Source organism: Pseudomonas sp. YuFO20, assembly GCF_035064975.1.
Classification (GTDB): domain Bacteria; phylum Pseudomonadota; class Gammaproteobacteria; order Pseudomonadales; family Pseudomonadaceae; genus Aquipseudomonas; species Aquipseudomonas putida_AE.
On record NZ_JAXDEO010000028.1, the window covers coordinates 44,945 to 70,886 of the forward strand.

Here is a 25,942-nt window from a genome sequence, read left to right on the forward strand (position 1 = left end):
AATGAGCGAATTGATTCGAGTCAAAGACCTGCGCGTGGTCGCCTGTGGCGAGCGCGGTGAAACGGAAATTGTTAAAGGCGTGAGCTTCGCCCTGGAAAAAGGTGAAGTGCTGGCGTTGATCGGTGAGTCCGGCTCCGGCAAGACCACCATCGCCCTGGCCCTGCTCGGTTATGCCCGGCGTGGTTGCCGGTTGTCCGGCGGCGTGGTGCAGGTCGGCGAGCACAACATGCTCGCCCTGAGTGAGCACGAGTTGCAGGGCCTGCGTGGCAATCGGGTGTCGTACATCGCGCAAAGCGCGGCAGCAGCGTTCAACCCGGCGAAGAAGCTGATCGATCAAGTGGTGGAAGGGGCGTTGATCCATGGCTTGGGTACCCGCGCCGTGCTCGAAGCCAAGGCCATCGAACTGTTCCGCGACCTGGCCTTGCCGGACCCTGACAACATCGGTCAGCGCTACCCGCACCAGGTGTCTGGCGGGCAGTTGCAACGGGTAATGGCAGCCATGGCACTGATCAGCGATCCGTTGCTGGTGGTGCTCGACGAACCGACCACCGCCCTCGACGTGACCACCCAGATCGACGTGCTGCGCGCTTTCAAACGCGTGGTGCGCGAGCGGGGCGCGACAGCGGTCTACGTCTCCCACGACCTGGCGGTCGTCGCGCAAATGGCTGACCAGATCGTCGTGCTCAACGGTGGCCAGATTTTCGAACAGAGCGCCACCGCGCCGCTGCTCAAGGGCCCGGCCCACGAATACACCCGCAGCCTGCTGGCGGCCGCGCGACCGGACACCACGATTCGTCCTCCCTGTGGCGTCGTTGAAGACGTACCGCTGCTGACCATCAAGGGCCTGACCGCCGGTTACGGCAACAAGAACGCCCAAGGCATGCCGGCGATCCGCGTACTGGAAGACATCGACCTGACCGTGCGTCGTGGCCAGGCCATTGGCGTGATCGGTGAGTCGGGCTCGGGCAAATCGACTCTGGCGCGGGTGGTGGCGGGCTTGCTGACGCCGGCGTTGGGCGGCTTGACCTTCGATGGCCAGCCACTGGGTGGCAGCCTGTCCGAGCGCACGGACGACCAGTTCCGCCGCATCCAGATGGTTTTCCAGAACGCCGACACCGCGCTCAACCCGATGCACAGCATCAGCACTATCTTGAGCCGGCCATTGAAGATGTATTTCGGCCTCAAGGGCGCGGCGTTGCGCGAGCGTATCGGCGAAATGCTCGATCTGGTGCGTTTGCCCCGGACACTGGCCGAGCGCCGTCCAAACGAACTGTCCGGCGGGCAAAAACAGCGGGTCAACCTGGCCCGGGCGCTGGCCGCCAAACCGGATCTGATCCTCTGCGATGAGGTGACCTCCGCGCTGGATACCGTAGTCGGTGCGGCGATTCTCGAACTGCTGCGCGACCTGCGTCAGCAACTGGGGGTTTCTTACCTGTTCATCAGCCATGACATTTCCACCGTGCGTGCGCTGTGCGACGACGTGGTGGTGATGTACAGCGGCCGCAAAATCGAAGCCGGCAGCCGGCAGTCATTTATCCAGGCACCGTTCCATCCGTACACGGATCTACTGATCCATTCGGTGCCGGAACTGCGTCAGGGCTGGCTGGAAAACTGCGGGGCCACTAGCTGCGAGCTACCACCCATTGGCCCCAAAGCCAACGTGGCGGAACTTTGCACCTTCCTCAATCGTTGCCCGGTACGCGTCGATGGCCTGTGCAATCGCACCGCCCCGAATCGACGCATCATCGACGGCGGCAGTGAAATCCTCTGCCACCACGACAGCGCCGAGTTGCTCAAAACCCAGCAGAATTTGATCACCATGACCCAGGGAGCCTACGCATGAACGGGCGTTTTGTGAGGCTGGCGGAGCAGGGTCGGCCGACTGTCAGCTTGAAGGTCGATGGCGCGCCCATCGAGGCGCTGCAAGGCGACACCCTGATGGTGGCACTGCTGACCCAAGGCAATGCCTTGCGTCAGTCGGAGTTTGATTCCGGTCGGCGCGCCGGTTTCTGCCTGATGGGCGCATGCCAGGATTGCTGGGTCTGGACCCGCACTGGCGAACGCCTGCGGGCGTGCTCCAACGAAGTCCGTGAGGGGCTGGATATCGTCACCACACAACCGGAGGCGATATGGCCACTGCGCGGCTGAGTTCCAGGAAAGTTGTCATTGTCGGCGCCGGGCCGGCCGGTATCCGCTGCGCCGAGACCCTGCTGGCGGCGGGCATCAAGCCAATCTTGATCGATGAAAATCGCCGCGATGGCGGGCAGATCTATCGGCGCCAGCCGGAGGGTTTTACCCGGGACTACAGCGCCCTGTACGGCACCGAAGCCGCCAAGGCCCGAAACCTTCACGAAAGTTTCGACCGCTTGCGCGAGCGTATCGACTATCGCCCGAACACGCTGGTGTGGAACCTGACACCAGGGCAGCTGCATTGCGTCAATCAAAGTCGCCACTCGACGGTGGATTACGACGCGCTGATCCTGTGCACCGGCGCCACCGACCGCTTGATGCCGATTGAAGGCTGGCAGTTGGCGGGTACCTACAGCCTTGGGGGCGCGCAGATTGCGCTCAAGTCTCAGGCAGTGTCCATTGGTCACAGCGTGGTGTTCATGGGCAGCGGGCCATTGCTGTATCTGGTCGCCACTCAGTACCTCAAGGCTGGCGCCAACGTCGCGGCGGTGCTCGACACTTCGCCGCTGAGCAAGCGTATTGGCGCGTTGCCAAAGTTGTTGGCGCGCCCCGGATTGCTGTTCACCGGGATGAAACTGTTGGCGCAGTTGTATAAGGCGAAAATCCCCGTGCACCTGGGCATTAAACCGCAGCAAGTGCTGGGCGATGCGGCCAGCGGGGTCAGCGGCGTACGCGTACTGACCACCCGTGGCGAGACGTTGAATGTGCAGTGCGATGCCGTGGCCCTCGGTTATCACTTGCGCCCGGAGACCCAGTTGGCGGATCTGGCCGGTTGCCGAATGCGCTTTGACGATGCGTCGGGCCAATGGTGGCTGTCGGTGGATGAAGAGGGCCGGACCACGGTCAACGGGGTGTATGCCGCCGGTGACGGCTCGAAGATTCGCGGTGCCGACGCTGCCGAACATGCCGGTCGCTTGGTGGCGATGGCATTGTTGGAAGATCTGCAGCAACCGGTGAACGCCAGCTTGCGTGACGAACAACGTAATGCGTTGGCGGTGATGGACCAGTTTCGTCTTGGCCTGGCCCAGGCGTTTCCCTGGCCGGCCGAACAAGCCAAGGCCTTGCCCGACAGCGCCATCGTTTGCCGCTGCGAGATGATCAGCGCCGGTGAACTGCGCCGTACCGTCAGCGAAAAGGGTGCCTGCGAGGTTAACCGGGCCAAGGCGTTCAGCCGGGTCGGCATGGGTCGCTGCCAGGGCCGTTACTGCTCCCAGGCCGGAGCCGAGGTGATTGCCGCCGCCGCTGGCGTCAGCGTGCAACAGGTCGGTCGACAGCGGGGCCAGGCCCCGGTCAAACCCTTGCCGATGACCATCATTGAGGAGCCCTCATGAAACCGCAAAAAAGCGATGTCCTGATTATCGGCGGCGGCATCATGGGCGCGGCGTCGGCGTTTTTCCTGCGTAAACGTGGACACTCGGTGACCCTGCTGGAGCGCGACCAGATCGGTCAGTACGCCAGCGGTGTGAACTTCGGCAATGTCCGGCGCCAGGGGCGCTACCTGGGGCAGCTGGAGTTGGCCAACCGCTCCTGGGCGCTGTGGAAGCGTTTGCCGGAACTGATCGACGACGACCTGGAGTTCATCGCCAGCGGCCACATGCGTGTGTGTTATCGCGAAGACGAAATTGCGGAATTGGAGGCCTACGCCGCCGCACCGGAAGCGGCGCAACTGGACCTGAAAATCTATCGCGGCGCTGAGTTGCACGAACGCTTTCCGTTCCTTGGGCCGGACGTGAAGGGGGGCTCCTACGCACCTCATGATGGTCACGCCAACCCGCGACTGGCCGCCCCGGCGTTTGCCCGGGCGGCACGGCGCCTCGGTGCACGCATCGAAGAACAGACGGAAGTGGCCGAGGTGCAAAAGGTCGGTGGCGAGTTCAACGTCAGCACCACCGATGGTCGTCAATTCAACGCCGCCCAGTTGCTGATCACTGCCGGCGCGTGGGGGCACAAGCTCTCCGAGCAATTTGACGAACCGGTGCCGCTGGACACCCATGGCCCGCAGATGGCGGTGACTGAGCCTGTGCCCTACGCCTTGCCGACGGTGATTGGCGTGTACACCAAGATCCCGGAGGAAGTGATTTATTTCCGGCAGATCACCCGTGGCAACATCGTCATCGGCGGCGGTTATCGCAGCAAACCGGACATGCTCAATCGCCGGGCCTACGTCGAGCCACGCAGCATTCTCAACCAGATCACGCAAATGCAACGCCTGCTGCCAGGCGTCGGCAACCTGAACATCATCCGGGTCTGGAGTGGTATCGAAAGTTACCTGCCGGACTCCCTGCCGATCATGGGCCCCAGCGGCACCGTCGATGGCTTGTATTACGCGTTCGGTTTCTGTGGTCACGGCTTCCAGCTCGGCCCGGGCGTCGGCGACGTTATGGCTGAACTGATCAGCACCGGCAGCACCAGCACCTTGATTGAGCCGTTCTCCATTCGCCGGTTCGCCCATTTTGCCGAACTACGGAGCAAGGCCTCATGAAGCCGCGTGTACTGGATATTCTCAAACGCTTGATGGCCTTCGACACTGTCTCTTCGGAGTCGAACACGGCCCTGATCGATTACGTGCGCGACTTGCTGTTGACTAAGGGCATCGAGTCGTTGATCGTCAAGGATGCCACCGGGAAAAAGGCCAACCTGTTCGCCAGCACCGGCCCAAAAGAGCTGCCGGGGATTCTGTTGTCCGGGCACACCGACGTGGTGCCGGCGGCAGGGCAAGCCTGGACCTTTCCAGCCTTTGAGGCGACGGTGAAGGACGGCAGGATTTACGGTCGTGGCAGTTGCGATATGAAGGGTTTTATCGCCTTGGCCATCGATGCCATGCTCGATGCGGCGGATCACTCACTGAGCCGACCGCTGCAACTGGCGTTGTCCCATGACGAAGAAATCGGTTGTGTCGGCGTGCGGCGTTTGCTGGACGTGCTGCACCTGGCGCCGGTGCGGCCGTTTTTGTGCATGATCGGTGAACCGACCAATATGCAATTCGTCCTCGGGCACAAAGGCAAGGGCTCGTATCGGACCTACTGCCGGGGCCTGGAGGCGCATTCCTCGCTGGCGCCGCTGTCGGTCAATGCCATTCACGTGGCCAGTGAATTCATTGGGGTGTTACGCCAGACCCAGCAGCAACTGCAGGAGCAGGGCGCCCAGGATGCCGATTACGACGTGCCTTACAGCACCGTGCATGTCGGGCAGATCGGCGGTGGCCGTGCGCTGAACATCGTGCCGAACCTGTGCACCCTGGATTTCGAAGTGCGCAACTTGCCGGCGGATGATCTGGAGCAGATTTTGGCGCAAATGCAGGAGCGCGCCGAGGTGATCGTGCGCGAGGCTAAAAAGCTCTCCAGCGTGGCGGCCATCGAGATCGAAACGATCAACGTCTACCCAGGACTGGACACTCACCCGAGCGTCGAAGCGGTGCGCTTTCTGAAAAACTTCGCGGCGCCGGATACCGGTACGGCCAAGGTGTCGTTTGGCACCGAGGGCGGGTTATTCAATCAGCGCCTGGATGTGCCAGTGGTGGTCTGTGGCCCAGGCTCCATTGAACAGGCACACAAACCGGACGAGTTTATCGAGATCAGCCAGATGGAGGCTGGGGAGCTGTTTCTGGGTGGATTGCTGGGTTCCATCAAACTGTAGAAAACAAATGTGGGAGCGGGCTTGCTCGCGAAAGGGTCAGTACATTCAGCATTGATTGCGCCTGACACTCCGCCTTCGCGAGCAAGCCCGCTCCCACAGAAAATTGTGTTTAGCTGACAAATAAAAATCTGCCGTTCCACCGCCATTTTCAGCATCCGACACTGTCCGCAAAGCGCTTTCAGCATCCTCATCCGCCGCGTCTCCCTAGACTGGAATCTGTCTCGGATAAGGACTCGACCATGCTCAAGAATCGCTTGAAAGACCCCAGCCTTTTGGCAGAACTCGCTTATGTAGACGGGCAGTGGATTGGTGCCGATGATGGTGCGACGCTGGACGTCTTCGACCCGGCCAGCGGTCATTTGCTCGCTCGCGTACCAGCGATGCAAGACGCGGAAACCCGGCGTGCCATTGAGGCGGCAGAAAAAGCCTGGCCCGCCTGGCGTGCACGTCCGGCAGCCGAACGCGCGCTGCTGCTTGAGCGTTGGTATCAGGCCATGATCGACAATCTCGACGATCTGGCGTTGATCATGACCTGTGAACAGGGCAAGCCGCTGAACGAAGCCAAGGGCGAAATCCACTATGGCGCAGGCTTCGTCAAATGGTTCGCCGAAGAAGCCCGACGGGTCTACGGCGAAACCATGCCGGCTCCCACCGGCGACCGTCGACTGTTGACCCTCAAGCAACCGGTCGGCGTCTGCGCAGCGATTACCCCCTGGAATTTCCCCAACGCGATGATCACCCGCAAGTGCGCGCCGGCATTGGCCGCGGGCTGCCCGATCATCGTCAAGCCTTCAGACCTGACGCCGCTGTCGGCCCTCGCGTTGGCGGTACTGGCCGAACGCGTCGGCATTCCGGCAGGGGTGTTCAACGTGTTGAGCGGCATGCCTGCCGGTATTGGCGAAGAGCTGACCGGCAACCCGACCGTGCGCAAGATTTCCTTTACCGGCTCCACCGCCGTGGGGCGTTTGTTGATGCGCCAGAGTGCTGAACACATCAAGCGCTTGAGCCTGGAGCTGGGCGGTAACGCGCCGTTCATCGTCTTCGATGATGCGGATCTGGAGCAGGCGATTGCCGGGATCATGCTCAGCAAGTTCCGTAACGCCGGCCAGACCTGCGTCTGCGCTAACCGGATTCTGGTGCAGGACGGCATCTATGAGCGCTTCGCCCAGCGTCTGGTCGAGGAGGTCGGCAAGCTCAATGTTGGCAATGGCCTGGAAGCTGACGTGACCATCGGCCCGTTGATCAACAAGGCCGCCGTGAGCAAAGTCGCGCGGCACATCGACGATGCACTGAGCCAGGGTGCGCAGTTGCTGTACGGGGGTATTCCCGACGGTGACAGCCAATTCGTGCAACCTACGGTGCTCGGAGATGCCCACGCCGGCATGCTGCTGGCCAGCGAAGAAACCTTCGGCCCGGTCGCGCCGTTAATGCGCTTCACCGACGAAGCCGAAGCCCTCGCGCTGGCCAACGCTACGCCTTACGGTCTGGGTGCCTATTATTTCACTCAGGATCTTCGGCGCTCCTGGCGTTTCGGCGAGGCGTTGGAGTTCGGCATGGTTGGCCTCAACACCGGGATCATTTCCATGGAAGTCGCGCCGTTCGGCGGCATCAAGCAATCGGGCCTGGGCCGTGAAGGCAGTAAGTACGGCCTGGATGAATACCTTGAAGTTAAAGCCTTCCACATCGGCGGCTTGTAATTCACAGACACGAGGAGCCACAACTGATGAACAAGGTATTCAAGATCGCCGCGATTGCTGGCGATGGCATTGGCAAGGAAGTCCTGCCGGAAGGGCTGAGGGTGTTGGAGCAGGCGGCGAAGAAATGGCAGCTGGACCTGAGCATCGAAGTGCTCGACTGGGCGCACTGCGATTACTACCTGGAACAGGGGCAGATGATGCCCGAGGACTGGTTCGAACAGCTCAAGGGTTTCGACGCCATCTACTTCGGCGCCGTGGGCTGGCCGGACAAGGTGCCCGACCATATTTCCCTGTGGGGCTCACTGCTCAAGTTCCGCCGAGACTTTGACCAGTATGTGAACATCCGCCCGGTACGGCTGTTTCCCGGCGTGCCGTGTCCGTTGGCCGGGCGTGAACCGGGGGATATCGATTTCGTGGTGATCCGCGAGAACACCGAAGGCGAGTATTCATCGGTCGGCGGCAAAATGTTCGAAGGCACTGAAAATGAATTTGTGCTGCAAGAGTCCGTGTTCACCCGCCGTGGTGTGGACCGCATTCTCAAGTACGCCTTCGACCTGGCCCAGACCCGGCCACGCAAACGATTGACGGCAGCGACCAAGTCCAACGGGATTTCCATCAGCATGCCGTATTGGGATGAGCGCACGGCATTGATGGCGGCCAAGTACCCTGAGATCACCTGGGATAAGCAGCACATCGATATCTTGTGTGCGCGCTTCGTGTTGCAACCGGATCGGTTCGATGTGGTGGTGGCGTCGAACCTGTTTGGCGACATCCTCTCCGACCTGGGGCCGGCGTGTGCCGGAACCATCGGCATTGCGCCGTCGGCCAACCTGGATCCCGAGCGGCGGTTTCCTTCGCTGTTCGAACCGGTGCACGGTTCGGCGCCGGACATCTATGGGCAAAACATCGCCAACCCGATTGCGATGATCTGGTCCGGGGCGTTGATGCTTGATTTCCTGGGCAATGGAGACGAGCGTTATCGCGCGGCGCACGACGGGATCTTGCAAGCGATCGAGCGGGTGATCGCTGAGGGGCCGATTACCCCGGACCTGGGCGGGAAGGGCTCGACACAGGACGTCGGCAAAGCCATCGCCAACATCCTCTAACCCACCACAAAACCCTGTAGGAGCAGCTAGCTCCTACAGTTGATTTGGGTGAAATCAAATTCTGTGTTCGCCGATATATCCCTGTGGGAGCTAGCCTGCTAACGATAGCAGTGTTTCTGACACATTGATGTTGAATGTGCTGATGTCATCGCTAGCAGGCTAGCTCCCACAGGTGGATTGTGTTTTGCGTCAATAACCCTGCATGCGATCAATCTGGCCCACCATGGACTCACCCCGTTCGAACCGCCGGATATTCTCCAGCAACACCCCAAACGCACTTTCAGGCTGGGTCATCGCCGCGATATGCGGTGTCAGCAGAATCTGCGGGTGGCCCCAGAACGGATGATCCGCCGGCGCCGGCTCTTCCTGCAGAACGTCCAGCACCGCACCACTGAGCTGCCCGCTGTTCAGCGCCTCCAGCAGATCACTTTCCACCAGATGCCCGCCACGGCCCATGTTGATCAGCGCCGCGCCGTGGGGCAGTTGTCGGAACAACTGACGATCAAGAATGCCCTGGGTTTGCTCGGTCAGCGGCAGCACGCACAACAGAATGTCGCATTGACTGAGAAACGCCGGCAGTTGCTCGCGACCGGCATAGCAATCCACGCCTGGGATGTGATGAGCGCTGCGAGCCCAGCCTTTCAACTTGAACCCCAAAGGTTGCAAGGTCGAGAGAATCTGTTGCGCCTGGGTGCCCAGCCCCATCACGCCGACCCGACGCTTGGCCGACGGTTGCAGCATGTGCGCCTGCCAGCAACGGGCCACCTGCTGCTGGCGATAACGCAACATGTCCCGGTGCAGGCTGAGCACGGCAAAGCTGGCGTACTCGCACATGCCGGCGGTGATGCCGGGGTCCAACAGGCGCACCACGGGCAAGTCCCTGGGCAATCGACCGAGGTCCAGTTGATCGACCCCGGCGGACAACGCGAACAACACCTTCAGATTCGGCAGCACGGCCTCAATGTCATCCGGTGCCTGCCACGCCGCCAGGTACTCGATGTCCCTGGGGTCGCCAATGTCCGGCCAGGCGCGCCATTCGATATCCGGGGCGTGTTCGGCGAACAGCGCTTTCCACTGTTCGCCGCGCACAGGGTCAGCTTTGTAAAGCAAGGCCATGGTCAATTCCTTACAGGTGAAGGTGTTCCTATCATCGCGCAACGCTGGCGCAGGATCTGTTGAAAGCACCGCTTTAAACGCGTTGCATCCCTTCGGATCGGCAGGCCTGCAGCATATTCGGCGCACTGAAGGAATCTGCCGTTTGGCAGGGTGAAAACAGTGGATCCGGATTTCTGAGAAGCCAAGTTCGGCGTAGTTCGTTCCGCGCAAGCCTTAATCTGGACACCATCGGAAATCACCAATTACCTCCGGGCTGCCGGACTCACGATGGGAAATGCCATGAACAGCAAAGTCGACCAAACCCCTCATTTGCTCCGTCAGCGCGATCAGTTCGTGCCGCGGGGCCTGGTGACCGCTCATCCATTGGTGATCGATCGCGCCCAAGGTGCCCAATTGTGGGATGTGGACGGCCAGCGATACCTGGATTTTGTCGGCGGCATCGGCGTGTTGAACATTGGCCACAACCACCCAAAAGTGGTTGCGGCGGTTCAGGCGCAACTGCAAAAGGTCTCCCACGCCTGCTTCCAGGTGGTTGCCTATAAGCCTTACCTGGATCTGGCCCAGCGCCTGTGCGAAATGATCGGCGGTAACGAGGCCTATAAAGCCGCGTTCTTTACCTCCGGCGCCGAGGCCGTGGAAAACGCGGTGAAGATCGCCCGGGCTCACACCAACCGTTCGGCTGTGATTGCCTTCCGTGGTGGTTTCCACGGGCGGACTTTGCTGGGCAGCACCCTCACTGGCATGAGCCAGCCGTACAAACAGAACTTCGGGCCGTTCGCGCCGGAGGTGTTCCATACGCCGTATCCAAACGCCTATCGCGGCGTCACCAGCGAGATGGCGCTCAAGGCGCTGGACGAATTGCTCGCCACCCAGGTTGCGCCGGAGCGGGTCGCTGCGATCATCATCGAAGCGGTGCAGGGTGATGGTGGTTTCCTCTCGGCACCCAAAGAGTTCCTTCAGGGACTGCGCGCGCTGACGGAGAAACACGGCATCGTACTGATCCTCGATGAAATCCAGACCGGGTTCGGCCGAACCGGCAAGTGGTTCGGTTTCCAGCACGCGGACATCCAGCCAGACCTGGTGACCGTCGCCAAGAGCCTGGCCGGTGGCTTGCCGCTGTCCGGTGTGGTCGGCAAGGCCAAGATCATGGACGCGCCGTTGCCAGGTGGGCTGGGTGGCACCTACGGCGGCAACGCGTTGTCCTGCGCGGCGGCACTTGCGGTCATTGATGCCTACGAAGAGGAACAGTTGCTGGCGCGCGGTGACGTGTTGGGCGAGCAATTGCGCCAAGGACTGCTTGACTTGCAGAGTCGTTACCCACAAATCGGCGATGTGCGCGGCACCGGGTTCATGCTCGCCATTGAGCTGATCAAGAACGACGAGGCCCGCACACCGGACGCCGATCTGAACCAGCGACTGATCGATGAAGCGCGCAAGGGTGGCTTGCTGGTGATCAAGTGCGGCGTGTACCGCAACGTGCTGCGCTTCCTCGCGCCGTTGGTGGCGACCGAAGCACAGGTTGATGAAGCGCTACAGATTCTGGAAGCGGCCTTGGCACGGGTCTTGAACTGACGTGCTGCCGACTCCGGGCGGTGCTGCAAGGCATCGCCCGTGAGCGTTTATGGAGCATGGATTGATCGAATGCATCATCGGAGGCTATGTACACCATGGGGCTGACTGATTATCGAGCGCTGCTCATCGATTGCGATGAGGTCCTGGTCGATCGCGATTCGGGGGTCTGGGCGGCGCTGCAACCGCTGCTCGACAGCCGGGGCGGACACCCGGACAAGGAACAGGTGCTGGCTGAATTTCGCGAGGTGGTGCGGGCACTGTATCCACGCTTTGGCGAACTGGGTTTCAGTGGACTGCTGTGTTTCGCCCATCGCCAGTTGGCCGAGCGCTGGGGGCAGAAAGCCAGTTGGGAGGAGGGCATGAGTTTCGCCCGTTCGGTGGCTGGCTGGTCGTTGTTCGAGGACGCGCCGGGAGCGATGTTGTACTTGCGCAAGTTCTATCGGCTGCTGGTGAAGGGCGATCGGGATGCCGAGGATCGTGGAGTGCTCTGTGAGCGCCTGGGGATCATGGCCGAGGACTTCGTCTCGTTGGCCAGCGACCCGTTGCAGGATGCGGATTGGTTGAAGAGCAACGAACTTGAGCCTGCCCTGATCCTGCAAGTGACCCGGCCTTCAGCCAGTCGACAGGCGGGAGTCGATGTGTGCCTGATCTGTCGCGAGCGGGTCGCACAGCCGACGCCTTGTGCCGGGCACTACTGCATTAACAGCATGGCGGACCTGGTGGCTCAACATCAGCTGTCTTTACGGCGCTGATTTTGCTAGAAGATTGTCTTACAAATGGCAGTCAAGAGGTTCGCAATGGAAGGTTTAGTCAAACTGGACCGCATCGACATCAGTATCCTGGTTGAGTTGCAGAAGGACGGGCGCATGACCAATGTGAGCCTGGCCGATGCCGTGGGATTGTCGGCCAGCCCCTGCCTGCAACGGGTCAAACGGCTGGAATCGGCCGGGTACATTTCCAGCTACAAGGCACACCTGAACCTGGCCAAGATCACCGAGTCGGTGACGGTCTTCACCGAGATTACCTTGAGTGACCACAAGCGCGAAGACTTCGCCAAGTTCGAGTCCAATATTCGCCTGGTGGATGAAGTGCTCGAATGCCATCTGATCAGCGGTGGCTACGATTACCTGGTGCGCTTCATGACCCGCAGTATCCAGCACTATCAGGAAGTGATCGAAAGCCTGCTGGACAAGAACATCGGCATCTCCAAGTACTTCAGTTATATCGTCATCAAATCCCCCGTGCTCAAGGATGGCGTGCCGTTGCGTAAATTGCTGCGGCACTGAAATCCCCTCAACCAACATAAATCCCCACTGTGGGAGCTAGCCTGCTAGCGATAGCGGTACGTCTGACACATGGATGCCGGATGTGCTGACGTCATCGCTAACAAGCCCGCTCCCACAGTTGTTTTGTGGTGCGCGATGCACTGTGTTTGGACATCAAACCGCTCAAACCCGCAAACACGCCTCATCCTCGCGCAAGCCGCATAAACATCTGTTTCTACCTGCAAAAACAGTTTCCGATTGCCCCGCATGCGCCATTTTCGGAGCAAAGCGCCAAAGTCTCTGAGTTGTAATGCGTACGGAGAGAGGGACGCGGTTTGTGATGTCGCTGATTTCGGGAGGATGAAGCGTCAGCAACGAATCGTTTAATAACACCAATCGGAGCCAAAAAATGCGAATGAGCAACGCAAAAGCACTATTGGGTTACAGCATCTTCCTGTTGGCCGGCAGCAGCGAAGCGCACCAGATCTGGTACGAACAACCACCCGGGCAATCTCTATCTTTGTACTACGGCGAGTATGACAAAAATATGTTGGAGGTTACGCCGGGCGGGATGGACCGGTTCCGGCAACTCAAGGGCTGGTCAGTCGGCGACAAATCACAGCCATTGAGTTTGACCTTGCAGCGTCAGGCCTTCGCGGTGGCCCATCAGGGCAAGAGCGATGATTCGCTGCTGGCCCAGGACCCGCATTATCCGATCTTCGATTCCCACGAGGCGGACAAGGCACTGAAGACCTACTGGACGCCCGCCACCCGTTGGGTCGGCGATTTGCGCGCGCGCACCCCGGAACTCACGCTGGACATCGTGCCCACCGGACAGGTCGAGGGCAACAAGGCCCAGTTCCAGGTCTTTTATTCGAAAAAACCATTGGTAGATCAAGAGGTTATGCTCGAGACCGGTTCGGGCGAAGTCGTTACCCAGCGCACCGACAAGTCAGGCAAAGTCAGCTTCGATCTGCCCTGGCAGGGCACCTATGTGGTGGCTGCCGAATACAAGGATCGCACCTCTGGTGAGCGTGTCAGTCCCGACGGCAAGACTGAACCGTTTGACCTGAAGAGCTTCAGCTCCACGCTGTCGTTCTATCGGGTGCAAGGCAAGCCGTCGTTGCCACGGGCACCGTCGCAGCTGCCAGCCTCCGAAGTCGCCCGGCTGAAAAAACAAGCCTGACCTCCGTCCCTACAGGAGTTACCAATATGTCCCAATCCTCAGGATTGGCCGGGCAGGTGGGAAGTATTTCCCCTGCGCTGGCCACCACTCAGGTAAAAGCCAACACGCGGATGCTGGCGATCGACGCCCTGCGTGGTTTTGTCATGCTGTTGATGCTGATTGACCATGTACGAGAAACCTTTCTGTTGCACCGCCAGGTCACCGATCCAATTGACGCGTTAAGCGTGACGCCGGACCTGTATTTCACCCGAATGCTCAGCGAGATTTGCGCCCCGGCGTTTATCTTCCTCACCGGCCTGTCGGCCTGGCTCTATAGCCAGAAACATACGGCCCGTGAAACCTCGGTGTTCTTGCTCAAGCGCGGTTTGTTCCTGGTGTTTCTGGAAATCACCTTCGTGTGTTTCGCCTGGAACGCCGAGTTTCCGCCCAAGACCCTCTGGTTGCAGGTGATCTGGTGCATTGGCATCTGCATGATCGTGCTGGCCGGGTTGCTGCACTTCAAGCGCAGCTGGCTGATTGTGCTCGGTGTGGCCATTGTTGCCGGGCACAACCTGCTCGATAACGTGACCGTGGGGCCGGAGTCGCCGTTCTTTGTGCCGTGGTCGATCCTGCACCAGCGGGTGTTCATCGACATCACCGAGTTCACCCGCGCTCGCACCACGTACCCGGTGTTGCCATGGATCGGGGTGATTGTGCTGGGCTGGGCGATCGGGCCGTGGTTCGGCAAGGACATGGAACCGAGCGAGCGCTTGTCCCGCCTGCTCAAGCTGGGCGTTGGTCTTCTGGTGGCCTTCGTGTTCATCCGTTACCTGAACGTCTATGGCGAGAAACCCTGGGTGCAGACCGGTGACTCGTTGCGCACCTTCATGAGTTTCATGAGCGCCAAGAAGTACCCGCCGTCGCTGATGTTCCTGATGCCGACCCTGGGTTTAAGTCTCCTGCTGCTGGCGTTATTCGAGAAGATGCAGGATCGCTGGTCCACCTCGACGCTGGCCATTTATGGTGGGGCGCCGATGTTCTTCTACTTGCTGCACCTGTATGTGCTCAAGGCCATGTACCTGGTAGCAGTCGCCATCTGGGGTGCCAATCAGGGCGCGTACTACGGCTTCGATGGCCTGCCCATGGTGTGGTTGTGGAGTGCGATCCTCGGCGTGTTGCTGTTCTTCCCGACACGCTGGTTCGCCGCACTGAAACAGCGCCGTCGCGACATCGCGATCCTCAAATACCTCTGAGGCGCCCAAAGGTGTCCCCCGTCTGGCGGGACACCTTGCAGATCCCCATTTCTGTGGAGTTGCACTTTGAAAACCTTATCGACGCATACCCTGCTATTGGCATTGGGCGGGCAGTCCCTGCTCGCCTGCGCATCAGAGCAAGACAACGCAAAAGGCTTTATCGAAGACAGTCAGTGGAGCCTGCTCAATCGCAGCGTCTATGACCGTCGCGACTATGAACACGGCTCGCGCAGCAACGGGGCGCGCAATGCCTTCAAGCCCCGCGCAGAACGCAGCGAGCTCGCCGAAGAATGGGGCTATGGCCTGATGGCTGACGTCGCCTCCGGTTTTACCCGTGGCACCGTAGGTTTGGGCATCGACGCCCATGCCTATTCCGGCTATGAACTGGACAGCGGAGGCGGGCGGGCCGGCAAGGCGCGGCTGCTCGGCGTGGACAATGACGGCCATCCCAAGAAAGAGATCGGTCGCGGTGGCGCCGTGGCGAAAATGCGTTTTTCCTCGACTGAATTGCGCTACGGCGAGCAACGGGTAAAAACCCCGGTGTTTGGCTCATCCGACAGCCGTTTGCTGCCCGAAACCGCCACCGGCTGGCTGCTGACGAGTCGCGAACTGCCCGCTACCACGCTGTACGGCGGGCACTTCAATGAAAGCACCGACCGTAATGCCACCAGTCACGACCAGGGGTTTGTGGTCAATTACTCCAACGGCAAGCAGGGCAACAGCTTCGACCTGGTCGGCGTGCGCAACACGGCGCTCAAAGGGCTCAATGCCAGTTTGTTCAGCGCGCTCTACGAGGACACCTGGCGTCAGCAGTACCTTGGTGCGATCTACACCCAGCCGGTCGTGGAAGGCCAGGATCTGGCCTTTGACCTGAATCTATATCGCACTCAGGATACCGGCAAAGCCTTGTCCGGCCGGATCGATAACACCACCTGGAGTTTACTGACGACTTATCGGATCGGCTCCCACAGCTTCGGCGTGGGCTATCAGAAAGTCGACGGCGACACGCCTTTCGACTATGTCACCCGTGGTGCGATTTACCTGAGTAATGCCGTCGCGCTGTCCGACTTCAATGCACCGCAGGAAGCATCCTGGCAGGCCCGTTACGACCTGAACATGGCCGGATACGGCGTTCCCGGCCTGACCTTCGGTGCACTCTATGTACGCGGCAGCGGCATCGACGGCAGCCACATGGACCCCAACGGCGGTTACACATGGCTTGGGTACGGGCAGGGAGGTAAACACTGGGAGCGGGACCTACAGGCCAGGTACGTGGTGCAGTCGGGGGTGGCAAAGAACCTCGCATTCAACCTGCGCCATGCGGTCCATCGTGGCAATGCCGCACAGGCGGAGCTGGATGCGAATCAGATTCGTCTGGCGATCGAGTATCCGCTGGGTGGGAAGTTCTGAAAGAAATGCGTAACGTGCTCAGGTGATCGTGGTAGTTGCAAAGTAAAAAGGGGGACAGCTAACTGCCCCCCTTTTTTGTGCGGTTTGTTTCACTCACCAAAGCCAACGATGGCTTTGGTTTCGAGATACTCTTCAAACCCGTAGACACCAAACTCACGACCATTACCGGATCGTTTGTAGCCACCGAAAGGCGCCATTGGATTCCAGGCGGGGTGATTCAGCAGCACTTGTCCAGCGCGGATCCGCGAGGCTACGGCACGTGCATGATCAAGGCTCTGTGATTGAACATGGGCGCTCAGTCCATACACCGTATCGTTTGCGATAGCGACAGCCTCATCGATCGTTTCATAGGCAATGATGCAGAGTACCGGCCCAAAGATTTCTTCCTGGGCGATACGCATGGATGATTCCACCTCGGAGAAAACAGTCGGCCGAGCGTAGAAGCCCGTTTCATGGCCCGCTACGCGACCGGGACCGCCGCAAACGAGTTTTGCACCTTCATTCAGGCCCGCCTCGATCATTTCTTGCACACGCTTGTATTGAGCCTCGTTGGCAATCGGACCGAGTACCGTGTGTTCCGATTGGGGATCACCCACGATAATCGCATTGGCGGTCGCGGCAGCCAGCGCTTCGACCTCAGCCAGCCTGTCCTTTGGCACGATCATTCTGGTCGGTGCGCTGCACGATTGTCCTACGTTGCGAAACGCAGTCATAACGCCCAGTGGCACGACTTTGGCGAAGTCGGCATCGGGGAGCAGCACGTTTGGCGATTTGCCTCCCAGTTCTTGAGTGACGCGTTTGACTGTATGGGCGGCCGCCTGCGCCACCAGCGCGCCCGCGCGATTCGAGCCGGTGATCGAAATCATATCGATATCGGGATGCGCAGCGATGGCTTCTCCGACCTCGGGACCACTGCCATTCACCAGATTGAAGACCCCCGGGGGCAGGCCTGCATCGTGCACCAGTTGCGCGAAAAGCAGGGCGCTCAGTGGCGACAGTTCGCTGGGTTTGAGGACCACTGTGCATCCGGCAGCGATAGCCGGGGCTACTTTCGCGGTGATTTGATAGAGCGGCCAATTCCACGGCGTGATGAGACCGCAGACGCCGATGGGTTCGCGTGCAATCGCGGTGCTGCCTTCAACCGTCTGGAAGTGATAGGTGGACAGAAGATCACGGGCGACCCGCACGTGTTCAGCCGCTAGAGGCACTTGCATGGCCCGTGAGAAACTGATCGCCGCACCCATTTCCAGAGAGAGCGCCTGCGCAAGTTCTTCTTTGCGTTCAAGGATGAGGTCGTAGATCTTTCCAAGAAAAAGCGCGCGCGATTCTGCGCTGGTGGCAGCCCAACCTGGAAACGCAGCACGGGCCGCCGCCACTGCCCGGTTAACATCCTCGGCAGTCCCTCGGGCGACCTCTGTCACAACGGCTTCACTGGCCGGATTGACCACGGGCAAGCTCGCAGGGCTTGCCGGGGAAGACCAGCGACCGTTGATATAAAACTGGTGAGACGTTTGTGGATCAACGCGATAGCTATTCGAAGATTGAGTTGTCATCCAGCTAGCTCCTTAGTGCGGAAATAGGCGCTGCGAACAGCAGAGCGGGAGAGATTGCGAGTCAGGACAGCGCTGTGGCAGCCAACACATCCCCGGGCCCTGTCATCTCAATAAACTAGCAAAAGAGCTCAGGCAAAATATGCCGTTGTTTTAGTCGGCAAGGGATAATCTGCTGTATCTCACGGGCTAACTTTGTAATCGCTCAGAGTGTCGAAACGAACGCGCCAGGTATCAAGTGCAAAAGGCGGTTAGTCAGCCCTTGGCCTGCTCTAGATTTTTGGCGACATCCGGACCAATGATGTGGCCACGGTCAAAAACGACGGTGTAAAGCAGTGCCTTTTAGCTGTCCACCTACGTCAATGCCGGCCACGTATTCGGCCATGGGAGAAAATTGTTAGGTGCCCTGGTTCGGTTAAGGCCACTAACCGCATTGGCTAATTCAATCAGCCTTGGGTAATCGGCCGGGCCTATTACGCAATAATGCGAGCCCTTGATCAACGGGATCAACGCCGGTGTTTTTGGTACACCTTGATGCTATTGGATTCGCGCGAAGTCGACGAAGCCCATCCCTGCATAGAGCAGTGTGCCCAGCTCCGTGGCATTGAGAGTCGGTGTGTGTGGCGCAGTAGCCTCCAGACACAAGTTCATCTCGCAAAGCTGCCGCTCGACCAGATCAAACTAAGGATTTAAATCGACGATAGTGCCAGGGCTTCGCAACAGGCTTGCGAACGACTGCTTCTGGCCGATTGTTGCCTGTCGAAACTTAGCGAAATCGACCCATTGCAGCCGGTCGGCGCTGGTAGAATTCGGCCAATTTCGGTTGATACCTAGTATTTAGTCGGATCGCGGTACTTGATCTGATCGCCCTCCCGGTCATAGCTCGACTTTTGCGCGTCAATGGTTTCCCTGTCTCGCCAGTACCCGCCGGTTGATAAGCATGGGTCACGATGAAGTAGTAATCTTTCGACGGGTCGTGCCCGTCCTCCAACAATATTTTCAGAATCGCTCTGACGACAGATCTAGTGTCTTTGGCAACCTCGTCGTAGTTGGTCAGCATGGCATCTTCTCAGTAGTAGAGCGCCGTTCGCACATCGGTTTTTCCCCCATCAAGCATCTCGATCCTGTCCCATGTTTTAGGGAATTTATCGAGGACTTTGATCAGTCGCTGATGGAAAGCCTGCTTGGCGTCCGCCTCATTCGAAGCAGTAACTTGGCTAGAGGAGGATTGAGTAGGTATTTCTGTCTCCGCTGCCATAACGTGGCACCAATGCCAGCAGGCACACAAGAAACAATTTGGCCGGTTCGGTCAGTTGAGCGTTCATTCCTCATTCTCCCATGACCTATTTTTTATACGGCTTTATCCATCGTTCAGATTTTTTCTGGGGAAACCACCCACACGCTGCAGGGCAACTTGTACAGCAGATGCTCCACCGTGCTGCCAATTAAACGCTCCATGCCTCGATGTCCAACACGTCCCATGACAATCACATCGATGTCGTAGGCCTGCGCGTAACTGGAAAGCACTTTGGCCGGATTGCCCATGATCATGTGCTGGTGTTCCGGCGGAATACCGTTGCGCTCAGAAAGGTTTCGAAACGCATCAGCCTGCGCGTCGAACAGGGATTTGGCTTTTCCCGAGGAGAAAAACCCTGAGCCATTACTGAAACCGAATTCGTCCGCACTGATGCTTGAGAGGTCATGCGCGTAGATCACGTCCAGTTCTGCATTACAGGTGCTCGCCAGTTTGCAGGCCTCACGCAAAATTCTGTCGTTGAAGCCTTGGTATTCGTCATCAGAATGAAACGGGTCGACGGCGGCGACGATCTTGCGCGGCAAGACATTGTGCAAATGACTGACAAAATGCAGGGGCACCGGGCATTCGCGAAGCAGGTGGATATCCAGTGGCGTGAACATCAGGCGTGACAACAGAGATTCGTGCTCCAGGGCCTTGATCAATACGTCCATCGGCTGTTCTTTGAGATGAATGAGGATCTCCTGCAACGGCCTTTCGACCCAGACGACTTCAGTGGTGACATGCACACCGATCTTACGCAAGGGGCGGGCCTGGTCTTCGAGCCACTGGCGATGACGCTCGACATAGCCCAGTCGCATCTGCTCCAGCGCCTGTTCGTTGACCATTCCGGCTGTCGCCAGTCCTTCAAGGTAATCGAACGCCACAATGTGCAGGGCGGCGCCCGAAGCTTTGGCCAATGCGGCGGCACGGTCGAAGGCTGGGCTGTTTTCCATCAATGGCGAGGCGACCAGCATGAAACGTGATTGATCAGTCATGACAAACCTCCGGTGGGTAATGGTGCAATCGCTCGCCCCAATGGCTGCGGCGTTATTGGGCAGTGAAGCCTTGAACCTAGCCTGCCGCAGTGCAGGGCATCGGGTTTGATCTTTATCAAAGGGAGGGGAAAGGATGGTGTTGCCCGACGCACGGTTGTCCGGGCTTGGTCCAGTGTCGAAATTGTTGACCATTATCAATCTTTCGTCTGGCTCCCCGGCGCAGTCTTTGGGCTCTTACAGACCTTGGCTTACATAAGAAAAGGAGGATCACCATGGCAACCATGAGAGCGGCTGTTTTCGTTGAAAAGAACCGGATAGTGCTGGAAGACAAACCCGTCCCTGAAGTTGGGCCGCTGGACGCATTGATCCGTATTACCACCACCACGATTTGCGGAACCGATGTGCACATCCTGCGCGGTGAATATCCAGTGGCCAAAGGGTTGACCGTGGGCCACGAGCCGGTTGGCGTTGTTGAGCGGCTGGGATCGCAGGTGCGCGGATTTTTCGAAGGGCAGCGGGTCATCGCCGGTGCCATCACTCCCAGCGGACAAAGTTACGCGTGCCTGTGTGGCTGCGGTTCACAGGATGGTCCAGATACCCGCCACGGCTTTCGCGCCACCGGTGGCTGGAAGTTCGGCAACATCATCGACGGTTGCCAGGCCGAGTACGTGCTGGTACCGGACGCACTTGCCAATTTATGCCCCATTCCCGATGGGCTCGGTGACGAGCAGGTATTGATGTGCCCGGACATCATGTCCACCGGATTTTCCGGGGCTGAGCGGGGTGAGGTAAATATTGGCGATACCGTTGCGGTGTTTGCCCTGGGGCCCATCGGACTCTGCGCGGTCGCGGGTGCGCGGCTTAAAGGCGCGACGACGATCATTGGCGTGGATACTGTGGCCGAGCGCATGAGCGTCGCACGAAGTTTGGGTGCAACCCATGTCGTCAATTTCAAGGACGGCGACGTGGTCGAGCAAATCATGGCGCTGACCGATGGCCGTGGTGTCGATGTTTCCATCGAGGCACTGGGTACGCAGGGCACGTTCGAATCCGCGTTGCGGGTTCTGCGTCCGGGTGGTCGACTCTCGAGCCTCGGCGTCTACTCCAGCGATCTGCGCATTCCCCTGGGCGCCTTTGCTGCAGGGTTGGGCGATTACAGCATTGTTACTACCCTGTGCCCGGGTGGGAAGGAGCGCATGCGTCGCTTGATGGCGGTGGTGCAGAGCGGTGGTGTGGACCTGTCGCCGCTGGTGACCCACCGCTTCAAACTCGATGATATTGAAGCGGCCTATGAATTGTTTGCCCACCAACGGGACGGTGTCATGAAGGTCGCGATTACGCCGTGAAGCTGTGCGCGCTGATTCTCGAAGCAATACGGAGGTCTCTATGATCATTGATATCGCGGAGAAACCGGCAAGCCATTGCTGGGTCGTGTGCATGGATGCCTTTAAAGTGAACTTCAACAGCCTGGGAGAAGCGCAGGCATTTGTGGGCCTGCTCAAGGCACGTATCGCGGCACCCCATGTCTGGCCAAGTGGCGCTGGTCTGGCAAATGACGCAAGACAGATGCCCGGCCGTCAAACGGCTAACGCCAATGGCAAACGTGTTTGCGCCGACCCCGTGGAGTAACGATGTGAGCCATTTCAGGGCGCAGTTCAAGCAGATGACAACCCAATGAACTCAGCCATTGGGCTGACAGGTGCAGCTGCAGCGCTGGGGATTGGCATGCTCATCGGTCTTGAACGCGAACGGCACAAGGGGCAGGGCGAGACCCGAGCTTGTGCCGGTTTACGGACGTTCGCCATTACGGCGTTGCTGGGTTATGTGGCGATGCAGGTCGGTGGTGGTTTACTGGTGGGCATCGTGGCCATCGCTCTGGGATTGCTCGTCACCGTAGCTTATTGGCGAAGCCTGAGCGACGATCCCGGGGTCACCAGCGAAGTGGCGTTGTTGACGGTGTTAGTGCTGGGTGCGTTGTGCGCCACGAGCCCCGAACTGGCGATTGCTGTCGGCGTGGTGCTGGCGGGACTGCTGACTTATCGAGAGAAGCTTCACCACTTTGCCCGCAGCCAATTGACTGATGCGGAGCTAGGTGACGGCCTCATCCTCTTGACGGCTGCACTGGTCGTGCTGCCTTTGGTGCCTGACCGTTTTATCGGCCCCTATGCTGCGATCAATCTGCGCACTATTTGCAGCCTGACCGTATTGCTTATGGCGGTGGGAGCGGTTGGGCATATCGCCGTTCGAACCTTGGGAACCCGTTATGGATATGCGATCAGCGCCATCGCCTCCGGGTTCGCTTCCAGCACCGTGACGATCGCTGCCATGGGCCATCTCGTCGCCCGGCAGCCGGACAATATCAAGATCCTGAGCGCGGCCGCGATCCTGTCCAATTTGGCTACCGTTACGCAGGTTGGCCTGATCCTGGGGGCGGTCGACCCCGGTTTGCTGCGCCATATGTGGGGGCCATTGATGTCCGGAGCCGCCGCCACGGCGTTATATGGAATAAGCCTGATGTTTCCCAAACCAGCGGCCGTGACCAACCAGCCGATCGAAGTCGGTGGGGCGTTCAACCTCAAACTGGCGCTAATCGTCACATTGACCATGACCGGCATCACCTTTGTTTCGTCTGTGATGCTCAGCCATTTCGGCCAGGTGGGCGTGATGTTGACGGCCACGATCAGCGGTTTTGCCGATGCGCACGCCTCCACGGCGTCGATTGCTACGCTGGCCAAGTCCGGTCAGTTGCCCTTCGATGCCATTGTCGGGCCTGTGCTGATTGCAATCAGCAGCAACTCCATCAGCAAATGCGTGGTGGCGTGGGTCAGCGGCGGGCGACACTTCGCCGCTTACGTGATCCCGGGCCAAGTGATGCTGACCCTGGCGTTGTGGGCGGGGATGGTTTTGCTCTGATTGAGATCGTGCGTCTAACTGATAAAGATCAAGTGGTCGGAACAGGGAGCAATCAATCTGAGGTTCTTCTCCTTAGTTGAAATGGCCGAGTGCCGAGGTACCCCATGTCGCAATCTCAGCGTTTACTCTTGATCGCTCCTTCAGCCATGACTCGGACACCGGCATTCGACCGGGCTGCGGCGTTGGCGCTGGCGATGCAATTGCCAGTGCATATCGTGGCGTTCGACTATTCACAGGCCTTGGCAGTGGCCGGGTTGTTCGCCCCGGAACAATTCGCGCTGGCCCGGGACGGCTATCTGCAAACACATCGCCAATGGCTAGCCGATCAGGCCGGATTGATGAGCAAGCATGGCGTCGAGGTCAGCAGCGAAGTGGTGTGGGTACAGCATCCTTACGAGGAGATCCTGAACTTCATCAATGAGATGCCGCTGACGCTGATCATCAAGGACGCAGAGGAAGAGTCGTCGTTCAAGCGTGTGTTTTTCACGCCGCTGGATTGGCAGCTGCTGCGTGATTGTCCTGTGCCGGTGCATCTGGTGACGACTCCGTTGAATGCCCGGCCGCGCAACGTACTGGCCATCATTGATGTATTGCGCAATGAGGATCAGGACCATGTGTTCAACGATCAGATTATCGACGCGGCGACGAAACTGGCCGCAGTCTGTGGTGCCACTCTTGAACTGCTGCATGTGTATGACTGGACGGCCATATACGCCCAGGACATGGGCTTTGCCGCGCTGCCTCTGGCCTCCGGTATCTATGAAATGTTGGGATCGGCTCAGCATGAAGCATTTGCGGCCATTGCCGAACGCCACGGCGTGCCACCGGAGCGTCGTCATTTCATAGAGGGCGCCCCCGTGCCGAGTATTTGTGAATTTGTCTCCGAGTACCGCACGGATGTCATTGTTATGGGCACGGTGCAACACAAGGGCTTGAGCAAACTACTGGGCACTACGGCCGAACAACTTTTGCATCGGGCGCCGTGCAGTGTACTGGCGATCAAACCGGGAAAAATGCTGCAATCGTGAGGGCTTGATCGCCCCGCGATGAGCCGTTGACCGGGACATTGCGGGGCGGCTTTCTACAGGTAAAGTCGATGGATCACCTGACGGCTGTCGTCTGGATCGTTGTGAGTTTCGAATCCGAGCGCTTTGGCCAGGTCGCGCATGGGGGCATTGCTGGACGAGTCCACTGAATACATTTGGCGAAAGCCGTTTTTGCGGGCTGTCTTGATCAAATGCTCCATCAGTAATGTGCCCAACCCCAGGTGCGTCCATTCATCGGCGACTGTGACGGCACATTCACACTCATGCTCGCGGGTAGCCGCGAAACGGCTGACGCCGATTTCGACCAGTTGCCCGTTGTCATGGACCAGGGCGATATAGGCCACACGCTGTTTATTGTCAGTGTCCATCAACTGATTGAGCATCGCAGCGCCGGGTTCATTGATCTGCGCGAGAAAACGCATGTGTCGGGATTCGGGAGACAGTCGTTTGATGAAGGCATATTCACGGTCACGATCCTTTTCCGCCAGCGGTCGAATCAGCACATGGCGACCGTCCCTGAGTGCTTCGATCCAGTATTGGCCGTGGACCGCAGCGTAGGCGGCTGCAGCCCGATCATTGTGGTCTTTGACGGTAAGCATGGGGTGTTTCCTCCAGTGCGGTTTGAAAGATTGGCTCGCGGCAAAAGAGCCACGCTTGAATCCTTTCTACACCGCGGTCGATGCTTGAATCTGATCTGGATCAGACACCGGTGTCGGTGGCATTGATTTGCTTGTGCTTGATGTAAATCAAACCGCACGAAGGGATGACGCGCAGTCTTCAACCATGCCGGCAATTTATGACCGGTGTCGAGCGGAGGTGTGTGATGGGGCAATATCAACGTTTTCTGCTGATCGCTGACCCAACCCTGCATCAGTCTCCTGCCCAGTTGCGTGCCGTCGCATTGGCTAAGACGGCCGGGGCCGTGCTGGATGTGCGGGCCTTTGTCGACCCGGCGCCGGTGGTGCATTTATGGCAAGAAAAAGTCGACGACGCAGAGCATCAGCGCTACTTGCGTCGCTACCGCCGCTGGGAGGTCGAAGAGTTGGATCGGCTCAGCGAGCTGGGGCTTGAGGTAACGGTCAAAGCCGTCTTTACCACTCATCCGCTGCAGGACATTCTGAGGACAGTCGAAGATCTCAAACCCGAGCTGTTGATCAAAGATGTCAGCCTTGAGCCCGTGCTCAAGCGGGTGTTTATTACCCCACTTGATTGCCATTTGTTGCGTGAGTGCCCGATCCCCGTGCATCTCGTCAACCAAGTCCGCTACAGCCTGCCTCACAGGGTTGTCGCGGCAGTCGACCCGTTCGACCCTTCGACACATATCAGCGGATTGAACGACACCATCATCCAGACGGCGAACGCCTTGGCCCTGCAATGCGATGCGCCGTTACACCTGCTTTACGCCTACGATTTATCGCCCGCTTTCAATAGCGACGCACCACTGGCCGGTGGCGGTTGGGGCGTGGACTTGATCGAGGAACTGCGCCAATCCTTGCACCAGGCGTTTATTGCATTGGCGGAGCGCTATGGCGTGCCACCGGAACGTCGGCATTTCGTCATGGGATTGCCGGTGCCGGTGATCAGTGAGTTTGTCGAGCAATACCTGGCCGACGTCGTGGTGATGGGCACCGTGCATCGCACGGGTGTCGACCGGCTAATCGGCAGCAACACGGAGCGAGCACTGTACTCTGTGCCTGGCAGCATTCTGGCAGTCAGGGTCAATCGCTGACG

At 59.1% G+C, this 25,942-nt stretch carries 22 protein-coding genes; 18 read left to right on the forward strand and 4 right to left on the reverse strand.

The features are described 5' to 3' along the window. Window position 1 precedes the first annotated feature (1 nt). The 7 genes from SOP85_RS17060 to SOP85_RS17090 all read left to right on the forward strand — a co-directional run bounded on the left by SOP85_RS17060 (window position 2) and on the right by SOP85_RS17090 (window position 8,629). Entirely contained in the window at window positions 2-1,843 is a 1,842-nt protein-coding gene (locus SOP85_RS17060) for an ABC transporter ATP-binding protein (RefSeq protein ID WP_166619375.1), read from the forward strand. Further along, complete coding sequence (locus SOP85_RS17065; protein ID WP_166619376.1) at window positions 1,840-2,148, forward strand: (2Fe-2S)-binding protein; 309 nt, start codon at window positions 1,840-1,842, stop codon at window positions 2,146-2,148. The genes SOP85_RS17060 and SOP85_RS17065 overlap by 4 nt, the downstream gene beginning before the upstream one ends. Beyond that, complete coding sequence (locus tag SOP85_RS17070) at window positions 2,130-3,521, forward strand: FAD/NAD(P)-dependent oxidoreductase (RefSeq protein WP_323627605.1); 1,392 nt, start codon at window positions 2,130-2,132, stop codon at window positions 3,519-3,521. The genes SOP85_RS17065 and SOP85_RS17070 overlap by 19 nt, the downstream gene beginning before the upstream one ends. Further along, on the forward strand, window positions 3,518-4,672 hold the full coding sequence (locus tag SOP85_RS17075) for an NAD(P)/FAD-dependent oxidoreductase (RefSeq protein WP_166619378.1): 1,155 nt from the start codon (window positions 3,518-3,520) through the stop codon (window positions 4,670-4,672). Before SOP85_RS17070 ends, SOP85_RS17075 begins: the two co-directional genes overlap by 4 nt. Further along, the gene (argE, locus tag SOP85_RS17080; RefSeq protein WP_323627606.1) at window positions 4,669-5,826 is read left to right on the forward strand and encodes an acetylornithine deacetylase; all 1,158 of its coding nucleotides are present in this window, start codon (window positions 4,669-4,671) and stop codon (window positions 5,824-5,826) included. The genes SOP85_RS17075 and argE overlap by 4 nt, the downstream gene beginning before the upstream one ends. Before the next feature lie 239 nt (window positions 5,827-6,065). Further along, complete coding sequence (locus tag SOP85_RS17085) at window positions 6,066-7,523, forward strand: NAD-dependent succinate-semialdehyde dehydrogenase (RefSeq protein ID WP_323627607.1); 1,458 nt, start codon at window positions 6,066-6,068, stop codon at window positions 7,521-7,523. A 26-nt stretch (window positions 7,524-7,549) separates the two neighbouring features. Beyond that, window positions 7,550-8,629 (forward strand): tartrate dehydrogenase, encoded by a 1,080-nt coding sequence (locus SOP85_RS17090; RefSeq protein WP_151143025.1) that lies wholly within the window; start codon window positions 7,550-7,552, stop codon window positions 8,627-8,629. A gap of 189 nt (window positions 8,630-8,818) precedes the next feature. Here the strand turns inward: SOP85_RS17090 and SOP85_RS17095 are convergent, their stop codons facing one another. Beyond that, the gene (locus tag SOP85_RS17095) at window positions 8,819-9,745 is read right to left on the reverse strand and encodes a 2-hydroxyacid dehydrogenase (protein WP_166619381.1); all 927 of its coding nucleotides are present in this window, start codon (window positions 9,743-9,745) and stop codon (window positions 8,819-8,821) included. A 279-nt stretch (window positions 9,746-10,024) separates the two neighbouring features. Here SOP85_RS17095 and gabT point away from each other — a divergent pair, with 279 nt between their 5' ends. The 6 genes from gabT to SOP85_RS17125 all read left to right on the forward strand — a co-directional run bounded on the left by gabT (window position 10,025) and on the right by SOP85_RS17125 (window position 16,410). Beyond that, on the forward strand, window positions 10,025-11,317 hold the full coding sequence (gene gabT, locus SOP85_RS17100; protein ID WP_323627608.1) for a 4-aminobutyrate--2-oxoglutarate transaminase: 1,293 nt from the start codon (window positions 10,025-10,027) through the stop codon (window positions 11,315-11,317). A gap of 95 nt (window positions 11,318-11,412) precedes the next feature. Next, a complete protein-coding gene (locus tag SOP85_RS17105; RefSeq protein ID WP_151143019.1) occupies window positions 11,413-12,069 on the forward strand; it encodes a 2-haloalkanoic acid dehalogenase in 657 nt (218 codons plus the stop codon). A gap of 45 nt (window positions 12,070-12,114) precedes the next feature. Then, the gene (locus SOP85_RS17110; protein ID WP_027616181.1) at window positions 12,115-12,603 is read left to right on the forward strand and encodes an Lrp/AsnC family transcriptional regulator; all 489 of its coding nucleotides are present in this window, start codon (window positions 12,115-12,117) and stop codon (window positions 12,601-12,603) included. Between the two features lie 394 nt (window positions 12,604-12,997). Then, the gene (locus tag SOP85_RS17115) at window positions 12,998-13,768 is read left to right on the forward strand and encodes a DUF4198 domain-containing protein (RefSeq protein ID WP_323627610.1); all 771 of its coding nucleotides are present in this window, start codon (window positions 12,998-13,000) and stop codon (window positions 13,766-13,768) included. Window positions 13,769-13,794: 26 nt separating this feature from the next. Then, window positions 13,795-15,000 carry a DUF1624 domain-containing protein gene (locus tag SOP85_RS17120; RefSeq protein ID WP_151143015.1) on the forward strand — a complete coding sequence of 402 codons (1,206 nt, stop codon included), beginning with the start codon at window positions 13,795-13,797 and terminating at the stop codon, window positions 14,998-15,000. A gap of 66 nt (window positions 15,001-15,066) precedes the next feature. Further along, the gene (locus tag SOP85_RS17125) at window positions 15,067-16,410 is read left to right on the forward strand and encodes an OprD family porin (protein WP_166619385.1); all 1,344 of its coding nucleotides are present in this window, start codon (window positions 15,067-15,069) and stop codon (window positions 16,408-16,410) included. 89 nt (window positions 16,411-16,499) lie between these two features. Here the strand turns inward: SOP85_RS17125 and SOP85_RS17130 are convergent, their stop codons facing one another. Both SOP85_RS17130 and SOP85_RS17135 read right to left on the reverse strand, forming a co-directional pair. Further along, window positions 16,500-17,963, reverse strand: coding sequence for an aldehyde dehydrogenase family protein (locus SOP85_RS17130; RefSeq protein WP_166619386.1), 1,464 nt, complete (start codon window positions 17,961-17,963; stop codon window positions 16,500-16,502). A gap of 1,368 nt (window positions 17,964-19,331) precedes the next feature. After that, on the reverse strand, window positions 19,332-20,252 hold the full coding sequence (locus SOP85_RS17135; protein ID WP_323627636.1) for a universal stress protein: 921 nt from the start codon (window positions 20,250-20,252) through the stop codon (window positions 19,332-19,334). A 272-nt stretch (window positions 20,253-20,524) separates the two neighbouring features. Between SOP85_RS17135 and SOP85_RS17140 the strand changes: the two genes are divergently transcribed. The 4 genes from SOP85_RS17140 (at window position 20,525) to SOP85_RS17155 (ending at window position 24,193) form a co-directional block, all read left to right on the forward strand. Next, entirely contained in the window at window positions 20,525-21,598 is a 1,074-nt protein-coding gene (locus SOP85_RS17140; RefSeq protein WP_323627611.1) for an NAD(P)-dependent alcohol dehydrogenase, read from the forward strand. A 40-nt stretch (window positions 21,599-21,638) separates the two neighbouring features. Further along, entirely contained in the window at window positions 21,639-21,881 is a 243-nt protein-coding gene (locus SOP85_RS17145) for a hypothetical protein (protein ID WP_323607598.1), read from the forward strand. 45 nt (window positions 21,882-21,926) lie between these two features. Beyond that, complete coding sequence (locus SOP85_RS17150) at window positions 21,927-23,165, forward strand: MgtC/SapB family protein (protein ID WP_323627612.1); 1,239 nt, start codon at window positions 21,927-21,929, stop codon at window positions 23,163-23,165. A 104-nt stretch (window positions 23,166-23,269) separates the two neighbouring features. Next, a complete protein-coding gene (locus SOP85_RS17155; RefSeq protein WP_323627613.1) occupies window positions 23,270-24,193 on the forward strand; it encodes a universal stress protein in 924 nt (307 codons plus the stop codon). 53 nt (window positions 24,194-24,246) lie between these two features. Here the strand turns inward: SOP85_RS17155 and SOP85_RS17160 are convergent, their stop codons facing one another. Further along, complete coding sequence (locus tag SOP85_RS17160; RefSeq protein WP_323627614.1) at window positions 24,247-24,810, reverse strand: GNAT family N-acetyltransferase; 564 nt, start codon at window positions 24,808-24,810, stop codon at window positions 24,247-24,249. Window positions 24,811-25,034: 224 nt separating this feature from the next. On the opposite strand from SOP85_RS17160, the gene SOP85_RS17165 reads away from it, so the two are divergent. Continuing rightward, window positions 25,035-25,940 (forward strand): universal stress protein, encoded by a 906-nt coding sequence (locus SOP85_RS17165; protein WP_323627615.1) that lies wholly within the window; start codon window positions 25,035-25,037, stop codon window positions 25,938-25,940. The last annotated feature ends 2 nt before the right edge of the window (window positions 25,941-25,942 follow it).